Origin of the sequence: Trinickia symbiotica (assembly GCF_002934455.1) — a bacterium.
Lineage (GTDB): Bacteria > Pseudomonadota > Gammaproteobacteria > Burkholderiales > Burkholderiaceae > Trinickia > Trinickia symbiotica.
Genome location: NZ_PTIR01000041.1, coordinates 1 through 21,073 on the forward strand (window position 1 = coordinate 1; position 21,073 = coordinate 21,073).

Annotated in this window: 20 protein-coding genes; 13 read left to right on the forward strand and 7 right to left on the reverse strand. The window is 58.6% G+C overall.

Features of this window, described 5'->3' with window-relative positions; translation table 11 throughout:
• Nucleotides 1–157: 157 nt before the first annotated feature.
• Nucleotides 158–457 carry a hypothetical protein gene (locus tag B0G57_RS30145; protein WP_018443215.1) on the reverse strand — a complete coding sequence of 100 codons (300 nt, stop codon included), beginning with the start codon at nucleotides 455–457 and terminating at the stop codon, nucleotides 158–160.
• Between the two features lie 327 nt (nucleotides 458–784).
• On the opposite strand from B0G57_RS30145, the gene hsdR reads away from it, so the two are divergent.
• The 3 genes from hsdR to B0G57_RS30160 are packed head-to-tail and all read left to right on the forward strand — an operon-like array spanning nucleotide 785 to nucleotide 6,369.
• On the forward strand, nucleotides 785–3,130 hold the full coding sequence (gene hsdR / locus B0G57_RS30150) for an EcoAI/FtnUII family type I restriction enzme subunit R (protein WP_018443216.1): 2,346 nt from the start codon (nucleotides 785–787) through the stop codon (nucleotides 3,128–3,130).
• An 18-nt stretch (nucleotides 3,131–3,148) separates the two neighbouring features.
• On the forward strand, nucleotides 3,149–4,618 hold the full coding sequence (locus tag B0G57_RS30155; protein WP_018443217.1) for a type I restriction-modification system subunit M: 1,470 nt from the start codon (nucleotides 3,149–3,151) through the stop codon (nucleotides 4,616–4,618).
• Nucleotides 4,615–6,369 carry a restriction endonuclease subunit S gene (locus B0G57_RS30160; RefSeq protein WP_018443218.1) on the forward strand — a complete coding sequence of 585 codons (1,755 nt, stop codon included), beginning with the start codon at nucleotides 4,615–4,617 and terminating at the stop codon, nucleotides 6,367–6,369. Before B0G57_RS30155 ends, B0G57_RS30160 begins: the two co-directional genes overlap by 4 nt.
• Nucleotides 6,370–6,416: 47 nt before the next feature.
• Here B0G57_RS30160 and B0G57_RS30165 read toward each other — a convergent pair whose 3' ends face one another.
• Genes B0G57_RS30165 through B0G57_RS30175 form a run of 3 tightly spaced genes read right to left on the reverse strand, consistent with a single transcriptional unit; the run spans nucleotide 6,417 to nucleotide 8,033 of the window.
• Entirely contained in the window at nucleotides 6,417–7,379 is a 963-nt protein-coding gene (locus tag B0G57_RS30165) for a tyrosine-type recombinase/integrase (protein ID WP_018443219.1), read from the reverse strand.
• The gene (locus B0G57_RS30170) at nucleotides 7,372–7,770 is read right to left on the reverse strand and encodes a DUF2513 domain-containing protein (RefSeq protein ID WP_018443220.1); all 399 of its coding nucleotides are present in this window, start codon (nucleotides 7,768–7,770) and stop codon (nucleotides 7,372–7,374) included. The genes B0G57_RS30165 and B0G57_RS30170 overlap by 8 nt, the downstream gene beginning before the upstream one ends.
• Nucleotides 7,771–7,772: 2 nt before the next feature.
• The gene (locus B0G57_RS30175) at nucleotides 7,773–8,033 is read right to left on the reverse strand and encodes a hypothetical protein (protein WP_018443221.1); all 261 of its coding nucleotides are present in this window, start codon (nucleotides 8,031–8,033) and stop codon (nucleotides 7,773–7,775) included.
• Between the two features lie 170 nt (nucleotides 8,034–8,203).
• Between B0G57_RS30175 and B0G57_RS30180 the strand changes: the two genes are divergently transcribed.
• From B0G57_RS30180 to B0G57_RS30190, 3 genes are all read left to right on the forward strand, one after another.
• Nucleotides 8,204–9,250 carry a hypothetical protein gene (locus B0G57_RS30180; RefSeq protein ID WP_018443222.1) on the forward strand — a complete coding sequence of 349 codons (1,047 nt, stop codon included), beginning with the start codon at nucleotides 8,204–8,206 and terminating at the stop codon, nucleotides 9,248–9,250.
• A 100-nt stretch (nucleotides 9,251–9,350) separates the two neighbouring features.
• Nucleotides 9,351–10,286, forward strand: coding sequence for a hypothetical protein (locus B0G57_RS30185; RefSeq protein WP_018443223.1), 936 nt, complete (start codon nucleotides 9,351–9,353; stop codon nucleotides 10,284–10,286).
• A gap of 550 nt (nucleotides 10,287–10,836) precedes the next feature.
• Nucleotides 10,837–12,507 (forward strand): anti-phage dCTP deaminase, encoded by a 1,671-nt coding sequence (locus tag B0G57_RS30190; RefSeq protein ID WP_035469410.1) that lies wholly within the window; start codon nucleotides 10,837–10,839, stop codon nucleotides 12,505–12,507.
• A 339-nt stretch (nucleotides 12,508–12,846) separates the two neighbouring features.
• Here the strand turns inward: B0G57_RS30190 and B0G57_RS30195 are convergent, their stop codons facing one another.
• Complete coding sequence (locus B0G57_RS30195; RefSeq protein ID WP_018443225.1) at nucleotides 12,847–13,770, reverse strand: ImmA/IrrE family metallo-endopeptidase; 924 nt, start codon at nucleotides 13,768–13,770, stop codon at nucleotides 12,847–12,849.
• Entirely contained in the window at nucleotides 13,770–14,126 is a 357-nt protein-coding gene (locus tag B0G57_RS30200) for a helix-turn-helix domain-containing protein (protein ID WP_026230144.1), read from the reverse strand. Before B0G57_RS30200 ends, B0G57_RS30195 begins: the two co-directional genes overlap by 1 nt.
• 181 nt (nucleotides 14,127–14,307) lie before the next feature.
• On the opposite strand from B0G57_RS30200, the gene B0G57_RS30205 reads away from it, so the two are divergent.
• The 3 genes from B0G57_RS30205 to B0G57_RS30215 are packed head-to-tail and all read left to right on the forward strand — an operon-like array spanning nucleotide 14,308 to nucleotide 16,371.
• Nucleotides 14,308–14,982, forward strand: coding sequence for a hypothetical protein (locus B0G57_RS30205; protein WP_018443227.1), 675 nt, complete (start codon nucleotides 14,308–14,310; stop codon nucleotides 14,980–14,982).
• Entirely contained in the window at nucleotides 14,979–15,506 is a 528-nt protein-coding gene (locus B0G57_RS30210) for a Mov34/MPN/PAD-1 family protein (RefSeq protein ID WP_018443228.1), read from the forward strand. The genes B0G57_RS30205 and B0G57_RS30210 overlap by 4 nt, the downstream gene beginning before the upstream one ends.
• Nucleotides 15,490–16,371, forward strand: coding sequence for a HesA/MoeB/ThiF family protein (locus B0G57_RS30215; protein ID WP_018443229.1), 882 nt, complete (start codon nucleotides 15,490–15,492; stop codon nucleotides 16,369–16,371). Before B0G57_RS30210 ends, B0G57_RS30215 begins: the two co-directional genes overlap by 17 nt.
• Nucleotides 16,372–16,888: 517 nt before the next feature.
• Here B0G57_RS30215 and B0G57_RS30220 read toward each other — a convergent pair.
• Nucleotides 16,889–17,482 carry a hypothetical protein gene (locus tag B0G57_RS30220; protein ID WP_158256642.1) on the reverse strand — a complete coding sequence of 198 codons (594 nt, stop codon included), beginning with the start codon at nucleotides 17,480–17,482 and terminating at the stop codon, nucleotides 16,889–16,891.
• A gap of 54 nt (nucleotides 17,483–17,536) precedes the next feature.
• Between B0G57_RS30220 and B0G57_RS30225 the strand changes: the two genes are divergently transcribed.
• The 4 genes from B0G57_RS30225 to B0G57_RS30240 are packed head-to-tail and all read left to right on the forward strand — an operon-like array spanning nucleotide 17,537 to nucleotide 20,944.
• Nucleotides 17,537–18,484 (forward strand): AAA family ATPase, encoded by a 948-nt coding sequence (locus B0G57_RS30225; protein WP_158256643.1) that lies wholly within the window; start codon nucleotides 17,537–17,539, stop codon nucleotides 18,482–18,484.
• The gene (locus B0G57_RS30230; RefSeq protein ID WP_018443232.1) at nucleotides 18,484–19,212 is read left to right on the forward strand and encodes a hypothetical protein; all 729 of its coding nucleotides are present in this window, start codon (nucleotides 18,484–18,486) and stop codon (nucleotides 19,210–19,212) included. The genes B0G57_RS30225 and B0G57_RS30230 overlap by 1 nt, the downstream gene beginning before the upstream one ends.
• Nucleotides 19,213–19,250: 38 nt before the next feature.
• Nucleotides 19,251–19,601, forward strand: coding sequence for a hypothetical protein (locus tag B0G57_RS30235; RefSeq protein WP_018443233.1), 351 nt, complete (start codon nucleotides 19,251–19,253; stop codon nucleotides 19,599–19,601).
• Between the two features lie 17 nt (nucleotides 19,602–19,618).
• Nucleotides 19,619–20,944: an HAD family hydrolase gene (locus B0G57_RS30240; protein WP_158256644.1), complete on the forward strand. Its 1,326-nt coding sequence runs from the start codon at nucleotides 19,619–19,621 to the stop codon at nucleotides 20,942–20,944.
• Nucleotides 20,945–21,073: the final 129 nt, after the last annotated feature.

The following is a 21,073-nucleotide window of genomic DNA, read 5'->3' on the forward strand; positions in this document are numbered from 1 at the left end:
TCAGTCATAGGTTGCGTCCGCAAGTTGTAGTTGCGGACGCAAGCCTGCGCTCGTTCAGCTTCCGATTCTAGGTGCGCTTAAATTCGCGCTTACAGACCACCGTCGTTTGCCGTAAGCCGGTCGACACCGATCGAAGCATCAGATCAACTGCAGCGCGTTACGTCTCGTCGTCGGGCGCGCGTGTGTTGAAGTCGATGCAGGTGATCAAAGCGGACCGGCGCACCGGCAACGTGAATGCGACAAAAATCCACTTCAAACGGTCTGACGTGGCTAGCGTTAACAATCGTTGAAACTCGCCTTCGGACATATCAACGACTCCCTGTAACTCCGGCTTGACTGATATGAACACACCGATGTTCGGAGTGGGGGCAATGCCCAAATCTGGTTTGTCCTTGACAGAAACCTGAATCAAGAACCGGGCAACGCCGGCCACCGCCTCGGTGAGCTCCCCCTCCAACTGGATCGATGAGTGAGTCTCTCGCCATGGAGGAAGACCACGAGGCCGGTCCGCGCGAACTGAGAGGCTTGCGTGCCAGCTAACGACGCGCCCATACCGACTTAGCAGTTCGCGCCGGGGGTTCCGATGCTTCGCCTTGTTCATAACGCCCCTCATGGACTTGACGGTCCGAGTAGCTGTAGCGTAATTCCACTACCACAGAATAGCTCGGCTCTATACTGTCGCTGAACTGAGACGGAGCGTAGGCAGTTTGAAAGGGGCCTTTTTTGTAGCCCAGCGTGATGATTGGTCATGCTTTGCCGGGCAGACCATGAAATCGGGAACAACATGGATAAAAAACCGCTTTCCGAGCAGGACATCCGCAGCAAATTCATTTCCCCCGCGCTGATCGCGGCGGGCTGGGACCTGAACACCCAACTGCTTGAAGAAGTGGTGCTTACCAGCGGTCGGGTCGTGGTGCGGGGTAACCGGGCGAAGCGCGACGAGAAGACCATTCGGCGTGCGGACTACGTGCTGTACCTGAAGCCCGGCATCCCGCTCGCGATCGTGGAGGCGAAGGACAACAACCACACGGTACGCGACGGCATCCAGCAAGCGCTGACCTATGCGGAGATGCTGGACGTCCCGTTTGCCTTTTCGAGCAACGGGGATGGCTTCATCTGGCATGACAAGACCTTGCATGACGGCGTGCTCGAGCGCGAGATCACGATGGAGCAGTTTCCATCCCCGGCGGACCTGTGGCGCCGCTACGTGGCATGGAGGGGCATCGGGCCAGACGTCGAGCCGGTCTTTGCGCAGGACTATTACCCCGGCAAGCCGGCGCGCTATTACCAGCTGAACGCTGTGAACCGCGCAATCGAGGCGGTCACGAAGGGGCAGTCGCGGATTCTGCTGGTGATGGCAACGGGCACCGGCAAGACCTACACGGCGTTCCAGATCATCTGGCGGCTGTGGAAGGCGCGCGCGGCGAAGCGCATCCTGTTCCTCGCCGATCGCAACATTCTGGTGGACCAGACGAAGACCAACGACTTCAAGCCGTTCGGCGGGGCGATGACGAAGATCGAAAACCGGTCCGTCGACAAGTCGTATGAGATCTACCTGTCGCTGTATCAGGCGGTGACGGGCACGGAAGAGACGCAAAACATCTATCGGCAGTTCAGCCGCGATTTCTTCGACCTCGTCGTGATCGACGAGTGCCATCGCGGCAGTGCGGCCGAGGATTCGGCCTGGCGCGAGATCCTCGACTATTTCAGCTCCGCGACCCATCTCGGACTGACCGCGACGCCGAAGGAAACCGCCGAGGTATCGAACATCACTTACTTCGGTGAGCCCGTCTATACGTATTCGTTGCGGCAAGGCATCGAAGATGGCTTTCTGGCGCCGTACAAGGTGATTCGGGTCGATCTCGATAAGGATCTGGGCTGGCGGCCAACGACCGGGATGGTCGACCGGCTGGGACAGGTTGTCGAAGACCGGATCTACAACCAGTCCGACATGAACCGGTCGCTTGTGCTGACGCGTCGCGACGAAGCTATCGCGAAACGCATCACTGAATTCCTCCAGGCGACCGACCGGATGGCGAAGACCATTGTGTTCTGCGAGGACATCGACCACGCAGCCCGGATGCGCCAGGCGCTGGTCAATGCCAACTCCGACTTGGCGACCGTCAATCCGAAGTACGTGATGCAGATCACCGGCGATAACCTCGAAGGCAAGCTCGAGCTCGACAACTTCATCAATCCCCGCAAGGACTTTCCGGTGATTGCCACCACGTCGCGCCTGATGACGACCGGCGTCGATGCGAAGACCTGCAAGCTGGTCGTACTCGATCGTACGATTAGGTCGATGACCGAGTTCAAGCAGATCATCGGCCGCGGCACGCGGATCGACGAGGAGTACGGCAAGCTGTGGTTTACCATTCTGGACTTCAAGAAGGCGACCGAACTCTTTGCCGATCCGGCCTTTGACGGCGATCCAGTCGTCGTGTTCGAACCCGAGCCCGACGAACCCGTCGTTCCGCCGGAAGAGGATGGCGGTCCGATGGGCGACCCCGCTGGTGGTCTCGAAGGTGAGGACGACGCCTTGCCGGTTGGGCCTGACAGCCCGGGCACTGGCCGAACGAGGTACGTCATTGACGAAGTGCCCGTCTATGTCGTCAATGAGCGGGTCCAGTATCTTGGGCCCGACGGCAAGCTGATCACAGAGTCGCTGCGCGACTTCACGAGGATACAGATCGGCAAGCGCTTCGTGTCCCTCGACGCGTTCCTGCAGGCCTGGAACGATGCCGACCGTAAGCAGGCTATCATCGCCGAACTCGAGGAACAGGGCATCCTGTTCGACGAATTGGCGAAGGAGGCCGGCAAGGATCTCGACCCGTTCGACCTGGTTTGCCATATAGCATTCGGCCAGATGCCGCTGACCCGGCGCGAACGCGCCGAGAACGTCAAAAAGCGAGACTATTTCGCGAAATACTCTGGCATGGCCCGCCTGGTGCTGCAGGCGCTGCTCGATAAATATGCCGACGACGGCATTGAAAACATCGAGCGCCCCGAAGTGCTACGGCTCGCGCCGCTCGACCAGCTCGGCTCGCCGGTCGAATTAGTTCATGCGTTCGGCGGCCGGGCTCAGTATCAGGCTGCAATCCGCGAGCTCGAACGCTCGCTCTATCAATAACGTTTTACCGGTTCACTCATGACCATCAGCTCTACCTTTATCAAGTCCGTGCAGGACATCATGCGCCAAGACGCCGGCGTCGATGGCGACGCGCAGCGCATCTCGCAGCTCACTTGGCTGCTGTTTCTCAAGATTTTCGATGACCAAGAAACCGAACTTGAGCTGATGCGCGACCATTACAAGTCGCCACTGCCGGAGCGATTGCGTTGGCGCAATTGGGCGGCCGACCCAGAGGGTATGACGGGCGACGAGCTGCTGACGTTCGTGAACACCGACCTGTTCCCGTCGATCAAGGCGCTCAACGCCGATCCACAGCGGAATGCGCGCGGCTTCGTGGCCCGCGAGGTGTTTAGCGACGCGTACAACTACATGAAGTCCGGGCAGCTGCTGCGACAGGTGATCAACAAGATCAACGAGATCGACTTCAACAATCGTGCTGACCGGCACTTGTTTAACGACCTGTACGAAAAGATCCTCAAGGATCTGCAGAGCGCCGGCAACGCAGGCGAGTTCTACACGCCGCGGGCGATTACCCAGTTCATGGTGGACCAGGTCAATCCGCAGCTCGGCGAACGGGTCCTTGATCCGGCATGCGGCACCGGCGGTTTTCTGGCCTGTACGCTCGAGCACCTGAAAGCGCAGCGTAAGAACGTCGAGCACGACGCCATCTTGCAGAATGCGATCGCCGGTATCGAAAAGAAGCAATTGCCGCACATGCTGTGTGTCACCAACATGATGCTGCATGGCATTGAAGTGCCATTGCAGATCCGCCACGACAATACGCTAGCTCGGCCGCTGGCTGACTATGGCACGCGGGATATGGTGGATGTGATCCTAACCAATCCGCCGTTTGGCGGGACCGAGGAGCCGGGGATTGAGGGTAATTTCCCAGCGGACGTGCGGACACGAGAAACCGCCGACCTGTTCCTGGTGCTAATCATCGAACTGCTGAAGCACAACGGCCGCGCCGCAGTCGTGCTGCCGGACGGCACCCTGTTTGGCGACGGTGTCAAGGCCCGCATCAAGGAAAAGCTGGTCACCGAATGTAATCTGCACACGATCGTGCGCCTGCCGAATGGCGTGTTCGCCCCCTACACCGGCATCAAGACCAATATGCTGTTCTTCACGAAGGGCACGCCGACGCGCGAGCTCTGGTACTACGAACACCCGTACCCGGCCGGCTACAAGAGCTATTCGAAGACTAAGCCGATCCGTATCGAGGAGTTCGCGCCGGAGAAGGCGTGGTGGGGCAGTGAAGCGGACGGTTTTGCCAGCCGCGTCGAGAACGAGTTCGCCTGGAAGGTGGATATCGCCACGCTAAAGGCGAATGGGTACAACCTTGACCTGAAGAACCCGCACAAGGGTGACGAGATCAGCCACGACCCCGACGAGCTCTTGACACAGTACCAGCGGCTGACCTCTGAAGCGCAGGCGCTGCGCGATGAACTCAAAGGCATCCTGGCGAAGGCGCTGGAGGGGCAGGCATGAAGCTCAGGGTTGGCTTTGAACTACTCGCCACGGCGCCGGACGGGATCGCGCGCCTGCGTGAGCTGATTCTGTCGCTGGCGGTGCAGGGCAAGTTGGTGCCGCAGGACCCGCGCGACGAAACTGCCGACCAACTCCGCGAACGGATTCGCGTCGAGAAGGAACACCTGATTGCGGCAGGCACGCTTAAACGGCAGAAATCGCTTCCAGAAATAACCGACGAGGAGCTGCCGTATGTTTTGCCAAAAGGCTGGGAATGGGTCCGCTGGAATGAAATCGCGAAGCAAATCGGTGACATTGACCACAAGATGCCGCAGGAAGTCCCTGAAGGCATACCTTATGTGTCCCCTAGGGATTTCCAGCCCGACGGCACAATCGACTTTGACAACGCGAAAAAAATCTCCCCCATTGACTTTAATGATCTGTCGTCGAAGATTAGGCCCGAGCGCGGCGACTTGATTTATCCCCGGTATGGAACTATTGGAGCGGTTCGGCTTGTCCAGACCGATCGCCCCTTCTTGGCGTCATACTCGTGCGCAATTGTGAAGGTCTTGCACGCATTTGTCGTGCCCGAATATCAATACTACGTCTCAATCTCGCAGACGATCCGAGACCAGGCTCGCCTTGCCACGAACAAGACAACGCAGCCAAACGTCGGCCTGAAAAGCATCCAGGAATACATTCTTCCGCTTCCCCCGTTTGCCGAACAAGCCAGGATCGTTGCGAAGGTAGACGAACTGATGCGCCTGTGCGATGAACTGGAGACCCGCGGCCGGCTGGAAAGAGATCGGCACGTTCAGCTGACCGCCACGCTGTTTGATGCGCTGGCCGCCAGCGAATCGTCCCACGCGCTTGCGGAAAACTGGGCTCGTGTCGCTTCGCATTTCGACTTGCTACTCGACCGGCCGGACGCCGTCGATGCGCTCGAGCAGACCATCCTGCAGCTCGCCGTACGCGGGCTCCTGGTTCCTCAAGGCTTGAACGACGAACCGGCGAACGCAATGCTGCAAAAAATCCGCCGCGAGAAGGACCGCCTGATCGCAAAGGGCGAAATAAGGCGGGACAAGCAGTTACCGCCGATCGAAATTGACCAACAGCGATATACGGTGCCCTCTGGATGGGAATGGGTGCGCCTCGGGACTCTGTGTTCAGTTGTCACTGATGGCGAACATCTGACACCGGAGCGCACGGACGATCAATCTCAGGTGCCCTTGGTTACCGCCAAGAACGTGCGTGATGGATTCATCGACTATAGCGTCACAGACTTCGTACCGCGCAAGATAGCGGAGAAGTGCTGGTCAAGATGCAGACCGCAGGCGCAAGACATCCTGATGGTGTCTGTCGGCGCGACAACTGGCCGCGTCTCGGTTTTGCTCGAAGACCGCGAAATGGTCCTAGTACGGAGTGTTACCCTTTTTCGTCCTGCAACCGCGGGATTGGCCCCGAGATACCTTGAGTTACATCTAAAATCCCCGGATTCGCAAAATGACATCTGGAGTTCGGTAAAGCAGAACGCCCAGCCGTGCCTGTATCTGGCGAAATCCGCATGCTTGCCGATTGCACTTCCTCCGCTTGCTGAGCAACAACGCATCGTTGCCCGCGTCGACGAGTTGCGCCGTCTATGTGCTGACTTGCGCAAACGCCTGACCGCACGCCAGACATGCCAAGCGCGTTTCGCTGAGACTCTGGTCGATCAGGCTGCGTCGACCATGCCAGTGGGGGAGCACACGGACGGCCTGGCAGCGGCTGCCTGAAGCGCCACGCGAACGCCTCCCCTTGGCCGCACAGCGGCCATCGTGCTCTACACGCGAATCCGCTCCACCTCGTCAAGACTGATGTCGTCACGGCGCCGGTCATAGAGCTGCGTAGTACGCGTCGACGCGTGATTCGCCATCGCCGCGGCGTTCTCGAGCGTGCCACCGTTCTTGAGGTACGCGGTGATGCCCGTCGCGCGAAACGTGTGGTTGCCGATCTTCGTCGCGATACCCGCGGCCGCCGCCCGCCGGTGCACCATCGCGTAGGCGTTGGCCTGCGGCAAGGGTGTCGCGCTCAAGCGCCCCGTGCCACGCGCGATCGTGCGAAAGAGCGGCCCCTTCGGCTCGGCCGCGATCCCGGTCTCCTCGAGGTAAGCGTGCAGATAGGCCTCGAGCGTGTGGTGGCACGGCATCGCGTGCGCCTTGCCGCCCTTTTCGCGCAGGCGCACCCAGAGGCGCCGCTGCTGCACGTAGACATCATCGACGCGCATCGCGAGCGCCGCCCCAATCCGCGCGAACGAAAACACCATGAGCGCAATCAACGCCCGATCGCGCAGGCCCACGGGCGTCGACGCGTCGATGCTATCGAGCAGCTGCCGCGCTTCAGCCGCCTCCAGCACGGGCGTCTTGCCCGTACGCGCCGCATGATTAGGCCCGCGCACCGAGGCGGCGGGATTCACGAGCACGATCTGGCCCGTCACGAGCCAGTCGAATAGATGCCGGATTGCCGCGAGGCGCTGTTCGACGGTCGGCGCCGCATGCGTGACCGTCTGTAGCTCGATCCAGGCAGCGACATGCAGCGGCTGCCCCGCGGTAATTGCCGCGACGCCGGCTTCCGCGCACCAGGCGAGGAAGTCCCCCACGGCGCGCGCATACGCGCGACGTGTGTGCGGGTTGCGGATGGTCGACGCGAAGAACTCGAGAAACCGCACGCCGGCGCGCTCGCCGGCGGCCGTCACCAGCGCTGGTACGGGTACGCCGGCAGGAATGGCGAGGCTCGTATTAGCCACCGATGAGCCCCTTGATTTTGCCCTCGAGATAGCTTTTCGCCGCAGCCACGAGCACGTCCACCGTAAAGCCGCCGGCAGCCGATGCGGCTTGCCTGGTCCGGTCCCAGACGTCGGGGCTGCGCATTGCATCGAGGAAGTCATGTCCGGCCCAGGTCAAGCTTTGAAAGCCAATGCCGGGCCCAAAACGCATGCCGAAGTTTTCCAGTCCTCCCCCATGAATGAAGCCCGCCTGTTCCAACAGCAACAGGTGGTAGTCAATCTGCTCGGTGGTGTAGCCCTCGACCTGCACTGCGGCTGCGCCGCCGTCAATCACCCTGAGTTCGGTTGCCGGAACTGGCAGCGCCTCGAGCTTCAGCAGCAGCTCGCGGATCAGGTCCATGTCGCGCGTCATGCTTAGCCCCGCCCACGCTGGATGAGATCATCGCGGTACGTTTCCTTGAGTTGCTTGACCACCGAGTCCACGAGCGGATTGCCGCGATACGGGGCGGCCTTGCGGTCGATAGCCGCTTCCATTTCCCGAATCGCCGTCTGCACGCTCGCTTCATCTCCCGGCACGATGCTGACTTGGGCGATCTCGCCATCCAGCGATTTGAAGGCGCGGGACGCTTCCTCGAGCTGTCGCGTCAGCTTGTCCAAACCATCGATCTTGAGCATCCGTGCTTTCCGTCCTTATGTAAGATAAAGGACATTATCATACGTAACAACGGCGCCCTGATGAGTCCGCCGATTCGCCCCGATTGCTTAAGTTTTTTGCTAGAACGCCGTTATGGCATGTAAGCATGCCAACTTATTGCGCTAAACACTCTCCGCACATTCAGGTAGTCATGAGCTTTCAGCCGCTCGCCATTAAGCCCTCCCGAACCCACGCCCGTCTCCCGGACCTGAACTACAGCCGCGCGGCAAAAAACGCCCGAAAAGGTGTGGAGACGACCGTCGTACTCGACTTGAACATTCTTTCGAAGATGCACGAGGTCATGACGGGACAGTCAACGTTTGAGACTTCCGGCCTACAGCGCATGGTGTCAAAGTTCAACAAACTTCCCATCACATTGTCGCCAGGCTTCGCCCTCGCCGAGGTAAGTAAGGAATATGCCGATGCTCTGTGGACTACCTGGGAAGCCTTTCTCGCGAAGTATTGTCCACAGTTCGTCGATACGCCCAATGCGACCAAAGAGAAAGAAAACCACGCCAGAGGCGCAAAGTTCGACGCGCTTCCTGATGGCGATCGGCACGTGCAAGCAATTGCTTATCTTGCGATCTTGACGATTCAAGTAGTTGATGAATGTGGTCACCACCTCTCCCCGGAAGAGAAGTTCTCCTCGTACGTCGACTACATGTGCATGCACGCCGACATGCTTTCTGCTGTGGAGGCAGAAGTGGCACGCTTTTGCTTCTTCGCTGCAGCTGATGAGAAGGACAAGGCGTTTGCAAATTTCGCTCGCATTATTCGTCGGAACTTCATGAAGACCGGGAGCATCGAAGAGCGCCTTCGGAAGGCGCTCAATTCCGCTCGAGACATAATTTATTACCGAGGAGTCGCCATGCGATCGAACGAGCAGCTCGACGGAAGAATACAAGACACATGGCTTTTAACGGCAGACGAAGGTTTGAAGAATCTGGCGCGCTCGATCTATTTCGTCCCCGGTTTTCATGGTAGCGACTCGAAGGCGGTCTGGATCGTCAGAGGGCAGGCACAGAAGAGGTCTCCGTACTGGAAGCACTGCGACGAACTGTTTGACAAGCTGAATGCGCAACGCGCGCGCGTACACATTGGGCGGGGAGAACCCGAATGGCACGAGGAACAGTTTCATAAAATCTTCGATTGCATCAAACTGCAAGAGGACAAGCTCCGCGAACTGTATCCAGACTGAGGCGGCTCCTCTGAGCATAGTCGGATAGAATAAATAAGCAACGTGAGGCGCCACAGACCTCGAATCAGTGCCGTGCGGCCAATACAAAGGGAAAACTTGATTGGACTTCAAGAAAGAGCGTGTCAACTCACATAACGACTGGCCGCAAATCACCCTATTCAAGGCAGAGAGAAAATTTCACGAGCTACTCGAAAAAAAGCGACCTGTCAAACTATTTCAGCAAGCCAAGCTCCGCCACGAGGACAACCCAGATTACCAGAAGATGGTTGGGCATTTTCTGAACGGACTTGAGGCGCTCCCGGAGAGGCCGGACTACCTCTTTGATCACTGCTTCACCGTCATTGACCGCGGCGCTTCATCGCTTTTTCCAGGCAAAGGCATAACTGGAATCGTCAACGGGCTTGGAAATAGGTTGATAGCCCACTCTTCGACAGAGTGGGAAAGCATCATTGATAGCTTGACGCGTGCCATGCCTCTGTCGTCTTACCGCTATGTCGCCAAGAACATTTGCGAGGCGCAGCTGGGATGCAATGCCTATAGCGGACCGATCGTCGAGCGAGTGAGAAAATTTTTCGAGCCCGCGAGATACCATCAATTCATCGAAAAATTTGTTTTCGGTGCCGGCTTAACCACGTCGAAACCGATTTCGCACGAGGCGGTGCAGCAAGCAGCCAATTTCCTGAAACTTTACGCCTCCGGTTCGTTGGCAACAAAACGCACCTGCGCGCCTGCGTTTCGTAAACTCGACATGTCCGATTCCAGCAATTTGCTCTCTCCCGCACAGCGAGCGCACTTTCTGTTGTCGCTGTACGCATTCATTGCCAGAAACGAACGAGCACATGGCGAGCTCCTGAGTCCTTTCCGCACCAGTAAGGCAGATCTAAAGCGCTACGAAAGCTACTACTTTCTTGCGACAATGACTTACACCTTTGCACTTGGGGTGCTTGAACTCCGCGGTTGGGGTGGCATCACTTCGGCCGAGATAAGAGAATGCTGTACCAGAAATCTGGCGGTGCAGGAAGCTCTTTTTCGCTAACTGAAGCGAAAGCATAGACCGATTTGGATTACCCACTGGGGGCGTCACTACTCAGTGACGCAAGGCCGTTGCAGGCCGTTCAAACCGGTATGCATACAACATCACCGGGGCGACACGGACTCCAGGTGCCGGCCAACCGTGACGACGCTCATGCGGTGACGCCGGCCTTCGAAAGAGCGGTCGCTCGGGTGAGGCAGCGCTACGAGCAAGACTGAGCTGAAACAAAAGCGCGAAAGACTCAAATTCTTTCGCGGGCCTCTGCTTCTACGACTTCGGACACGAGGCGACTTCGCCGTTGGCCCCGAACTTCCATGACGTGGGTTGGCGAGTGTTACAGGATACCGCGACACTAAGATGCTAATGCGCTACTATTATGCTGAAGCAGGAGGTCTCGTGAAGATGCTCGATTAATATGAACTCGCCGTCCCCGAGGAACCCTGCGCCGCGGCGGAGACACGACACGTCGATAAAATGTTGTCGTGCCGCATTCGATGTTGCGTTTATGGATGTTTTCTGTCGTTATTCGAATAACAAAAGTAAGGGGAAGTTCATGACGGGGTCCACTGCAAAGGTAACTGACATGCCGGGCGCTCACGCGCGGCCGCAGGTAGATAGTACGAGCGAAGCAAACGCTAGCTTAACGCCTGAGCTGGTGATAGCACAATGCGGCCCCATTGGGTCCCCACTTCATGAAGCGTCCGAGCAAATCGAAAACGCGTTAAGCGCGTTTGGCTATCGGACGGAACGGTTACGGCTCAGCGATTTCATTCGCCTCAATGCCCAGCCTGGCGAACTCAATGATGCCACCAGGTTCGACCAAATTAAATCACTCATCGCAGCAGGAGATCGCCTGCGTCTCACTTTTGGCAAAGACATCTTGGCCAAACTAGCGATTGCCAAGATTGGCGGTGATCGGCGTAAGAAATTCGGTGAATTTCAAGATATAGCAAACGAGGCACAGACCGACACGACAAAGCAGATTAAAGTTCAGCGTGTTTGCCACGTCATCGATTCAATAAAAAACAGTTCGGAGCTTGATCTTCTACGGCTCATATATGGCAGCGCTCTTTTCGCTATCGGCGTGTTTTCTCCGCTTGAGATTCGTCGAAAAAATCTGGAGCAGCCGGGAGCGCTACGACCAGAGGAGACAAATGAACTGATCGACACAGATTCGGGCGAAGAATTCGATCACGGCCAATCCGTTCGCGATACATTCCCAAAGTGCGATTTCTTTCTTCGGATCGACCACCCCGCAGTTGGGCCAACCGAGGCAGCAGCCGTGGCGCAGTTGGTAGAAAAATTGCGCCGTTTTTTCAATCTCATCTTTCGAACATCTATAGAAACACCCACCCCGGAAGAAAACGCCATGTATTCGGCGGCTTCAGCGGCGCGTAATTCAGCATGTCTTTCCCGGCAGGTCGGAGCGGCAGTAACTACTTCGGCCGGAGAACTCCTGTCGGTCGGCTGGAATGACGTGCCGCGAAGCGGGGGTGGTGTGTACGGCAAGCCATCCATTGCATCCACGATGACGTTTACCGGTTCGAACGGCACTGACGAGCGTTGTTTTGCGCAGAGGGGAGGTAAATGCTATAACGATGAAGAAAAAAGTGTCATTGCCGCAAAGCTTGTTGAGACTTTGGCAAGCGCCGGCCTGTTGGCCAAGTCCGATCAAGATAAAGCTGTCTCAATCGTGCTAAACGATTCCAGGGTGAAAGACCTGATAGAGTTTTCCCGAGCTGTCCATGCCGAAATGCATGCCATACTAGGAGCCAGCCGGGTTGCGGGCGAAAGGGTCATAGGGGGAAAGCTCTATGTGACCACGTATCCGTGCCACTCGTGTGCGCGACACATCGTGGCCGCCGGAGTCTCGGAAGTGCATTACATTGAGCCGTACCGCAAAAGCTTGGCAACGAGACTACACAAGGATGCGCTGACTGAGTCGGTGGGTGCGAACGATGCAGTTCGCCTTCTGCAATTTGATGGCGTGGCACCACGTCGCTTCATCGATCTTTTCGAAGCAGGTAACCGGAAGAAGGGCGGCGTGCTAAACTTGACGGGTCGACATCAGGCCACACCGTCAACGCACGTGAGCCTGCGAGCGATCCCCCGGTTGGAGGAGGTTGTTGTTGCCGAGATCGAGAGCAAGCAGCTGAAGTTCCCGGGACTTTTGCGCAACGAGGAAACCGATGGCCAAGCCCCCCACTCCCCGACGGCAGCTTGAATTGCCTGTCTTTGTAAGCTTGAAGGTTGATGCTCGCTCAAGCAAAGCTGAGGCGCCGCCCCGCCCTGGAGCCGCTCCAACCGCAGTAGCCGCTTCGGCGGAAGATCGCTCAATCTATAGGGCCATGAGTGACAACTATTTCCGGCATTTGAAGTAGGCGCTCCGTTACACTAGAGTCCCCCCGCCCGTTCGACTCCTTCTCAATTCGCGCAATCGAGAGCTGCGCCGCACTCACCTTCGATGTCGCTGCTGAATGCATTCCTCGCGGGAAGCACCGCAGCCTTGTCCTAAACGACAACGTTCAAAACGCTACAGATAGATCGCGCGCGGCGGCCGCTATTACGCGCTCACATCCGAAGGCAAAATAATCGACGTTGTGGTCAAAGCCTTAACCGGCACTACTAAGATCAGTATGTTGAAGGTTGTATCGAAAGCTTCCGCTATGCATTCGTGAAGTGCGCCTGCCGGATCGCGCATACCAATGCCCATCGGGCGTGTTACCCGTCGCCCCCAAGGTAACACTGGCCACAGCGGGTGGTCAGGACCGATAGTCGAGATTGAGGGCCGGCCGTAAAGCATGGCGTAGCTCGACGAGGCTTCGATGCGACGCACGGTTATCGGCCCAACTTGTCCCGCGGCAAGAGGATCGAGAACAAAAACAGCACAGGCCCGATGGTGTGTACGCACGAATTCGCGGGCAGATGCATAGAGTGAGGCGCCGAAGACCTTAGCGAGGCTTCGTGTGGTCTTCAGTTCGCAGGGCATGTCCGCCGCCTGCTTCATATAAGCGTCGCCCTGAAATAGCGCGAACCGGGCAAAGTTATTGGCTTCTCGCTCAAATTGGTCGGCGATCTCCGGCGCTAGCGTCTTCTCGCAGTCTTGGAACAGGCTGAAGAGCTTGCGATGCGTTGGCATTTCATGATGACCGGTCTCGTGTAGCTTCAGGAACGTCTGCCGGGTGACGCCAACGCTGTCATCAATATGGATTACCTGCTCGCCGGCGTCATAGATCCCTAGGACCTTCGAGATCGCTGATTTCAACGACCTCGCCGTCTCGTTTGCTTTGTCGCGGAGATATGCCACCAGGCGCCCGGGGTCAAACATGCTCGTCGGGGCGACTCGCAACTTGGCGGCAGCCAGGACGTCATCGACCGGCGTCGGAAATCGCCCCCAGGCATCAGATCGCTCAAGCACGGCGCGAGCCCTCTGTTCGACTGCTCGCAGTGCGGCTGGTTCGAGGCTGCTGTCGTCGGGTAGCGGCATTATTTCTTGTTAGAGCGCAGAAACTTCAGATATTGGAGCAACTGGGCCTCTTCGTCGGCCGTCAGGTTGAGCTTCGCGAAAGTGGGGACGCGGCCGTGCCGTTCGTCCGCGCCGCGGCCTTCCTTTGACGGTGTGATGTAGCCCGCAAGCTCCATCAGTTCCTCGTAGCGGACTAGATAGACCTCCGCGAGAGCGTGAAGGATGTTCGGGTCGGGGCGCTGGATTTTGTCGTTCTCTATCTGACTCAGGTACGCGTTCGACACTTCCTTGTTGGTCGCTGCTTCCACATCGCGAAGCGTCATATGGCGTTCTTTCCTGACCAAAGACAAATATTGGCCCAATGTGGTGGCGGTCACGGTTCTCCTGCGGACGACGATAGGGGGCCTCTGGCGGGCTGATTGAACTAGTTTAGCCGCCGCTTGCTTGATTTGCAAAGCGTGCTTGATGCGTGCTTGACGTTCTTAGCATGCTATGTAAAATACGCGACGTGGATGCAAATTCGCGCCACGCCGGAAAACCACACAAGGGGTCGTCGTCATGGGTGCAAGCGAAACAGTGCAGTCGCAGGCCGGGACCGAGCATGAAACCGGCCCGCAGCGGTTCGTCGTGATCGAAGGCGTCGAGATGTCATGGGGCGCCGATACAATCACAACCGAGCAGATAGCCGAACTCGGTGGGTGGGATCCAAAGCAAGGCGTCATCGAGGTGGACGAGGACAATAACGAGCGCACGCTGGCGCCCAGGGAAGTCGTCGAGATCAAGCCTGGCCACGGGTTTGGCAAGAAACATCGTTGGAAACGCGGCCTGATGCGCGATCGGCTTGCAGCAGAGTTCGAGTTGCTTAAAGGCGAGTACGCCGACGCCGAGCACCTCGAACACAATGGCGAAGACTGGTTCCGTCTGCCGCAGTATCGCTGCCCCCCAGGATGGCAGCTCGGCGAGCACGACACGGGCGTGGTGCCGGTGACGTTCAAGATCGCTGCAAACTATCCGGTGGGCGAGCCCTACGGCTTCGCCGTGCCGATGGAGTTCAGCTTCCGGGGTGCCGTCCCGACGAACGCTGCCGCCACCGTCACGCCGCCATTCGGCGACACCTGGCGGCTCTTTTCATGGGCACCAGACGGCTGGTTCGCCAGCGACGATCTGCACAAGGGCTCCAACTTGCTCCGGTGGGCCAACAGTTTCCATCAGCGGCTCCTGGAGGGCGCATGACAATTTCGCTGCGCTTCCCTGCCGGAGCCTTCGAGGAACTCCGCGCACATCTGCTCCCCGTGCCGGCGCGGCATGAGCAGGCGGCCTTCCTTGTCGTTAAGGCGCAGACGTCGGGCGATATGCATGATCTCGAGCTGATCGAAATGATCAAGCTTGCGGAGAGCGATTTTGAACGGCAGCAGTCGGACTACCTGGAGCTAGCCGATAATGCGCGTGCCCGCATCATCAAGCATGCGCATGATCTGAAGGGCTCGTTGGTTGAAGTTCACTCGCATCCTGCCCCCTGGCCAGCGATGTTTTCGCGCGCCGACATGGAAGGCCTGGCAGAGACCGTACCGCACATGCTGTGGCGGTTACCGAAGCGCCCATATGCTGCGATCGTTGTCGCGCCCAGCGGATTTGACGCACTGGTGTGGACCGACAGCCCACATCGGTCACATGCGCTTGATAGGGTCTTCGCGGGCGATCGAATTTTGACACCAACAAATCACACCACGAGGGCATTGCATGGACAACCTCGCTGATCGATACCACCGCAACGAGCTACTGTTCGGCAAAGAGGGGCAGCGCAAGCTTGGGGCAACGTCGACAGTCATCTTGGGGGCTGGTGGCCTTGGTAGCGCCTTGGCGCCGCACCTTGCTCTGCTGGGCGTGCGTAAGATAACGACGGTCGATGACGAGGAGCTCGACACAACGAACCGGAATCGATTTTTTGGCGCTCGCGACACGGACCCGGTGCCCGGCAGCGCCAAGGTCATGATCGTCGACCGGTTGATCCGCGAGACGAACTCGCAGGTCGAAAGCATTCCTGTCCTAGCGCACCTCGTCACTGCCGACGCGTTCGAGGCGGTGCGAAACGCCGATTGGATCTTCGGCTGCTTCGACGAGGACGGACCGCGATCCATACTCAACGAGCTGTGCGCGGCCTATGCGAAGCCCTACATCGACGTCGCCTCCGATGTGCCGACGCCTGGCGTCTACGGAGGGCGCGTTTGCGTCGCCACGGGCGGTGGCTGCCTGCACTGCCTTGGTCAACTTGATCCGCGTGACGTGCGGCGCTTCCTCGAGCCGGAGCAACAACTCGAGGTGGAGGATAGGATCTACGGTGTCCCGAAGGGAGCACTCGGGGAGAAGGGCCCTTCTGTTGCGCCGATCAACGGCGTTGTTGCGTCGCTGGCTGCCGCCGAATTCATGGCAGCCGTGACGGGTATGCGCCCTTCAGTGCGACTATTGGAATACCGCGGACAGGAGGCAAAAGTGTTGGTGTCACGCGACGAGCCCCAGGAGGGGTGCCTCGTCTGCAAATCCAACTGGGGCAAAGGTGCGGCAGTCGACGTCGAGCGTTACCTCCGGATCGGCCATTTGGCGCAGCGTCGGCATCGCCCCTAAGGCGACCGTTTAATCGCTTCATGGACGGGGGTGACCTAGGGCTAGCCCCTAATCCGAGGCAACCATTCCCTCGCTCTTGGGGACTCTGCTACTACGGACAGGGCGCTCCGGGATCAATCTACAATTCACTTTGTAGCTTGCCGGCCGCACCAAGCATTTACTCCAACTGACGGAGATTCGATGCACTTCCGCACTCGCTTGATCTACCGCACCGCCTTATAGAGGAGAATAACGCATACATGACGCACATTTGCGTCGTTTTGCCGCAGGTGCGTGCGGCCGAGATCTGGCGGCAACAGACGAGGCCTTTGAGTTTGGTTTTCGGCGGGATTGACAAGCAGACGACGGTGGTGCGTTTCACTGGCCTTTTGCAACTACCAATCTTTAGAAAAAATGACAAACAGGAAAAATGTGCCTTGTTGTCGGTAGTTCGACGTGGCGCGCAAGTCGGCCAAGGGAGAATTCGCCTCGGACTCTGGAGAGCGCTGCAGGCCACACGGGCTCGAACGGATGTGGTCTACAAGTCGTCGCCAACCGGTTCGCCCTGCAGCCGAGGTGGTGGCCCGGCCTTCAACGCTGCCTCAATCGCGGCATGAAGATCGAAATCATCGATCTGTGCGACCTTGGCCACCAGGACCGCGACAAGATCCGAGTTAGCCATCCATTCCGAACCCGGCGCTTTCGCGATGGCTTCCCTGACTTTCTCTTCCAGCTCAGCATCCGCAGCCGCACGCTGATGGCGCGCTTTCATCTTCGCTGACTGCTCCGGTCTCGACCAAGCGGGTGGCTTACCTGCCGCCGTATCCCATCCCTCCATCTCCACGACTGCGGTCAAAACGCCGATCTCTCGCAGTGCCTTGAGCGCGAGCGCAGCGTCGCGGAACCGACGCGGCTCACGCTGGCGTGTCGTGACGAGTTCCGGCGTGCCGGCCGGCGTCGCGAAGACGACCGCCCATTGATTGCCGTTCACCGCGCGCACATGCGCTGCGGTTATTGCACCGACCTTCGCGGCAAGCCGCGCCTGGTCTATGTCGAATGTCTGATCCATCCCGGGAGTGTAGATCGGCTTGACCCGGATCACAACGCGAACTATTATTTTGGCGAGACGCAATATAATATTGCGTCAACGAACGGGGGGACCATGCAGTCGCCAGATTTTCTGAAAGTGTGCGAGCTGATCGGCATTTCAAAGCGGGTCGGTTCGAGCGACAAGGATGACAGCCAGCGTTACAAGCGCTGGCTGATGCCGCTCATCCGTCATGCCGTGAAAGACTTCGGGGCGAAGCGCACTGAAAAACTGGATGCCGCGCTCGGCCAGCTCGCGCAGGACCATCCGAACTTCGATGCGGTGATTGGCTGGATTGAGGCCGAGCTGGGTTTTGCCAAGACGGCCGGGCATGGGCTCGACTTTCAGCGCATCCTCTTGGTAGGCCCCGCCGGCACCGGCAAGACTACCTTCTGCCTGGAGCTGGCGAAGGTGCTGGGCTTGCCTGCCGAAGTCGTCGCGATGAACAACCGACAGACGCACGCGTTTCTCGGCGGCAGCGAAGCCTATTGGGGCAATACCCAGCCCGGAGCCGTGTTCAAGCTGCTCGCGCATAGCCCGGTCATCAATCCGATCCTCGTGCTGGACGAGATCGATAAGACCAGTTCGTATCACGGGTACGACCCGCTCGCGAGCCTGTACACGCTGCTGGAGCGGCGCACCGCCGCGCAGTTCGCCGATGCGTCGTTTCCGGAGGTGACGATCAATGCTGCACATATCAACTACATCGCGACCGCGAACGATATTGGCGAGCTGAGCACGCCGTTGCGCTCGCGCTTCAATGTCTTCGAGATTCGGCCGCTCAACGAGGGCGAAATGGTCGCGCTGGTCAGCCGGATGTATGGCCGCCTGATCGATGAGCATCCGCCCGTGCGAAACCAGATTGCGCCCGTGTTGCCCGAGGCCGTCGTGGGTGCACTGGTTGCAGGGCTCGAAAGCGGGCGAGATGTCGATCGCCTGCTGCGCATGATGGTCGGCCGCGCCCTGAACAGCGGCGGGCAAATCACGCCGGCCATGATTCCCGAAATGAAGCATGACCGCGCGGGCACGCGCATGGGGTTTGTGTGATGAATACGAGCGATGTGGCAACGCCTGTTACGCCGGAAGACAGTGAACGGTCGAAGCCCGAAATGCAAATGCGTGAACGGCCATTGCCGGACGAAGTGTTGGAGATCGATGATCTGATCCGAACAACGATGGAAGCTGACGACGCCATCGCTCCGGAGAGCCTGAAGGACCCGGCTGTAATGGCCCAGCGCCTCGATGCCTTGAAAGGCATCGTATGGCACCAAGAGGCTAGGATGCGCGACCTGGAAACCCGGCTCGATGAAATCCACGATGCCGAAAGCAGCACACTGATTCAGCGCGTCCAGTCGCTGGAGAGCAATGTTGATTTGCTCAAGCGGAGCACGGCCGACAAGGCACGACGTACCCAGGAAACGCAGGCCCGCAATGCGATGCGCGACAGCAACACCATGCAGGGCTGGAGCGACCGACAACTCGCCAGGGCGCGCGAGGCCGTGCTCGAAGCGCTGCTCGAAGGCGGTGATCGCTTCGAGCGAATGAGCGCGGCGCAAATCCTGGAGTACGGCGACACTTCTCTCGATTTGCCGCTCGGCAACCAGGACATCGAGACACCTGATTTCATCGTGCTCGACGCATTGCCGGACTTACTGCGACGGCCGTTCATGGAGCAGTTCGCGCCCGTCGGGAGCCTGATTCGCGACGGCGGCCTGCCGGCTTTGTCGCTCGCGAGGCACAAAGACTGGATGACGTTCGCAGCGACTTTCGCGTGAGATTGCAAGCTTATCGATTCAACCAAGGACAAAAGCAGATGACGCAGGAAACCGGAAAAACCGTATCGGCCGAACAGGCCATGAAGCGGGCCGAGACTATGCAGGCGGCCTTTCTAGCTTTCATTTTCACGCTGCCGCTGGTCGGCATGATCTTCGGATTCATTTTCGCCTGTGCGACGGCCGGCCGCATTTTTGGCCGAAGCGCGCAGGTCAACAAAGACCTGACGGTGGCCGCGATCACGACGGCCGTTGCTGCGCTGGGAATGCTTCTTTCATGGTTCTGGATGTTCAAGGGCGGCGGCATCGTTGCCCTGATCGTGGACTTCGGTTTTAACTTCTGGATCCTGCGCAGGATCGTGCTGGGGAGTCTTCGGCACGTTTGGGCATGACCATGCAGGAGCCGGCCGTGGACGCCAGTGTGCGCGCGCTGCACGAAGCAGGCGACGAAAGCGTATTTCTCGTTACGCTTTTCGCGACCGGAGAAACGTTCGAGGCGAACTACACACTGGCGATGGCCGAATGGCTGCTCTCGGCCGGTCTGCGGCCCGGCCATGTCTCGACGCCCAAAGAGATCATGCCGTTTACCGGTGATCGGATAGCCCTGAATCGTCGGTTACGTCAGCTTTGGCGAGCAATCGGGGGTGAAATGACGCGTTACTTTTTGGCTACTAAGGTTACTTCCTGCGACGGGAACAAGCTCATCAGTCTTGCCATTGTGGGCGAGGACGGACGCGAGTTCTACGGTGAAGCGATCGATTTCGAGCCCCCGTTTTGCAGTGATTTCGTAAACGATGTTGCTTTGCCGCAGCTCGGCCGGTATCCGGGCCTGGCGATCTCGCCAATGCACCTGCGCAACGATGTGCTGCGCTGGATGTGCAACGTGTCAGAAAGATGGCACCCGGTGCTCTGCTATTACTTTGGGGAAGATCGGCGATTGCTCGAGCACCTGCTTGGTGGCATCTTTCCAAAATATTGGAAAATGGAAGACGTATGGGAAAAGCTCGACGCACACGAGCACGAAGCCTATTTTGTAGACACCGGAGAGAGCGCCCACCACGCGCTGCACAATGCTCGCGCGAACCTCAATGCGTTCAAGCCACTCCGTCATAGGCCTAAGGCTTTGCCGTGGGTTGTGCCCAGCCTAGCCGACGTGAGGCTTGGCGACGATGTGCAAGCCGTCATTTTCGATGCGTTCGGTACGCTCTGCCGGATTGTGAACCCACGCCGGCCATTCCTTCGCTTGTTTAAGCTTGGCGAGAAAAGGGATTTCTGGCCCGCGCGAGAAACCGTCATGACGCGTCCTTTGGGCCTCCGCGCAGGAGCCGCCGCGCTGGGACTCGATCCAAGGCCAGAAGTCATGGAAGCACTGGAATTTGACCTTGCCACGGAGCTAGCGAGCATTGAGCTTTACCCGGAAGTTCCCGATGTACTGGCGGGCCTACACGAGCGCAATCTTAAAGTCGCCGTCGCGTCCAATCTGGCAAAGCCGTACGCGGCCCCGCTTCTCGCGCTTCTCCCCGTCGGGCTAGATGTATTCGCCTGGTCGTTTGAAGTAGGCTACCTAAAGCCAGATCGTCGGATTTTTCACTGGACGTGTGACCAGCTGGGTGTTCCGCCTGAAAACGCGCTCATGATCGGTGACTCGCTGAGAGCGGATTACCAAGGCGCACGAGCCGCTGGTATGCGAGCGATCCACCTACGGCGTCAAAAGGAACAAGGCAAGGAACGCTGAACATATACCGGCCGGACGGTAAGCGACGTCCGTTTGTCTGGCGACAATTACTTTTGCCGGTGGCGACAACTAGATTTGCCGGTGTTCGGCGGCTGACCTGCTGAGGTCGCGGCCGTCGCTATCATGCGG

What these genes read in the sequence shown, in the direction of transcription:
- B0G57_RS30215 (WP_018443229.1), top strand. Translation starts at nt 15,490, where the DNA reads ATGGACAACCTCGCTGATCGATACCACCGCAACGAGCTACTGTTCGGC.
- B0G57_RS30210 (WP_018443228.1), top strand. Translation starts at nt 14,979, where the DNA reads ATGACAATTTCGCTGCGCTTCCCTGCCGGAGCCTTCGAGGAACTCCGC.
- hsdR (WP_018443216.1), top strand. Translation starts at nt 785, where the DNA reads ATGGATAAAAAACCGCTTTCCGAGCAGGACATCCGCAGCAAATTCATT.
- B0G57_RS30205 (WP_018443227.1), top strand. Translation starts at nt 14,308, where the DNA reads ATGGGTGCAAGCGAAACAGTGCAGTCGCAGGCCGGGACCGAGCATGAA.
- B0G57_RS30230 (WP_018443232.1), top strand. Translation starts at nt 18,484, where the DNA reads ATGAATACGAGCGATGTGGCAACGCCTGTTACGCCGGAAGACAGTGAA.
- B0G57_RS30195 (WP_018443225.1), bottom strand. Translation starts at nt 13,770, where the DNA reads ATGCCGCTACCCGACGACAGCAGCCTCGAACCAGCCGCACTGCGAGCA.
- B0G57_RS30175 (WP_018443221.1), bottom strand. Translation starts at nt 8,033, where the DNA reads ATGCTCAAGATCGATGGTTTGGACAAGCTGACGCGACAGCTCGAGGAA.
- B0G57_RS30235 (WP_018443233.1), top strand. Translation starts at nt 19,251, where the DNA reads ATGACGCAGGAAACCGGAAAAACCGTATCGGCCGAACAGGCCATGAAG.
- B0G57_RS30170 (WP_018443220.1), bottom strand. Translation starts at nt 7,770, where the DNA reads ATGACGCGCGACATGGACCTGATCCGCGAGCTGCTGCTGAAGCTCGAG.
- B0G57_RS30160 (WP_018443218.1), top strand. Translation starts at nt 4,615, where the DNA reads ATGAAGCTCAGGGTTGGCTTTGAACTACTCGCCACGGCGCCGGACGGG.
- B0G57_RS30180 (WP_018443222.1), top strand. Translation starts at nt 8,204, where the DNA reads ATGAGCTTTCAGCCGCTCGCCATTAAGCCCTCCCGAACCCACGCCCGT.
- B0G57_RS30190 (WP_035469410.1), top strand. Translation starts at nt 10,837, where the DNA reads ATGACGGGGTCCACTGCAAAGGTAACTGACATGCCGGGCGCTCACGCG.
- B0G57_RS30155 (WP_018443217.1), top strand. Translation starts at nt 3,149, where the DNA reads ATGACCATCAGCTCTACCTTTATCAAGTCCGTGCAGGACATCATGCGC.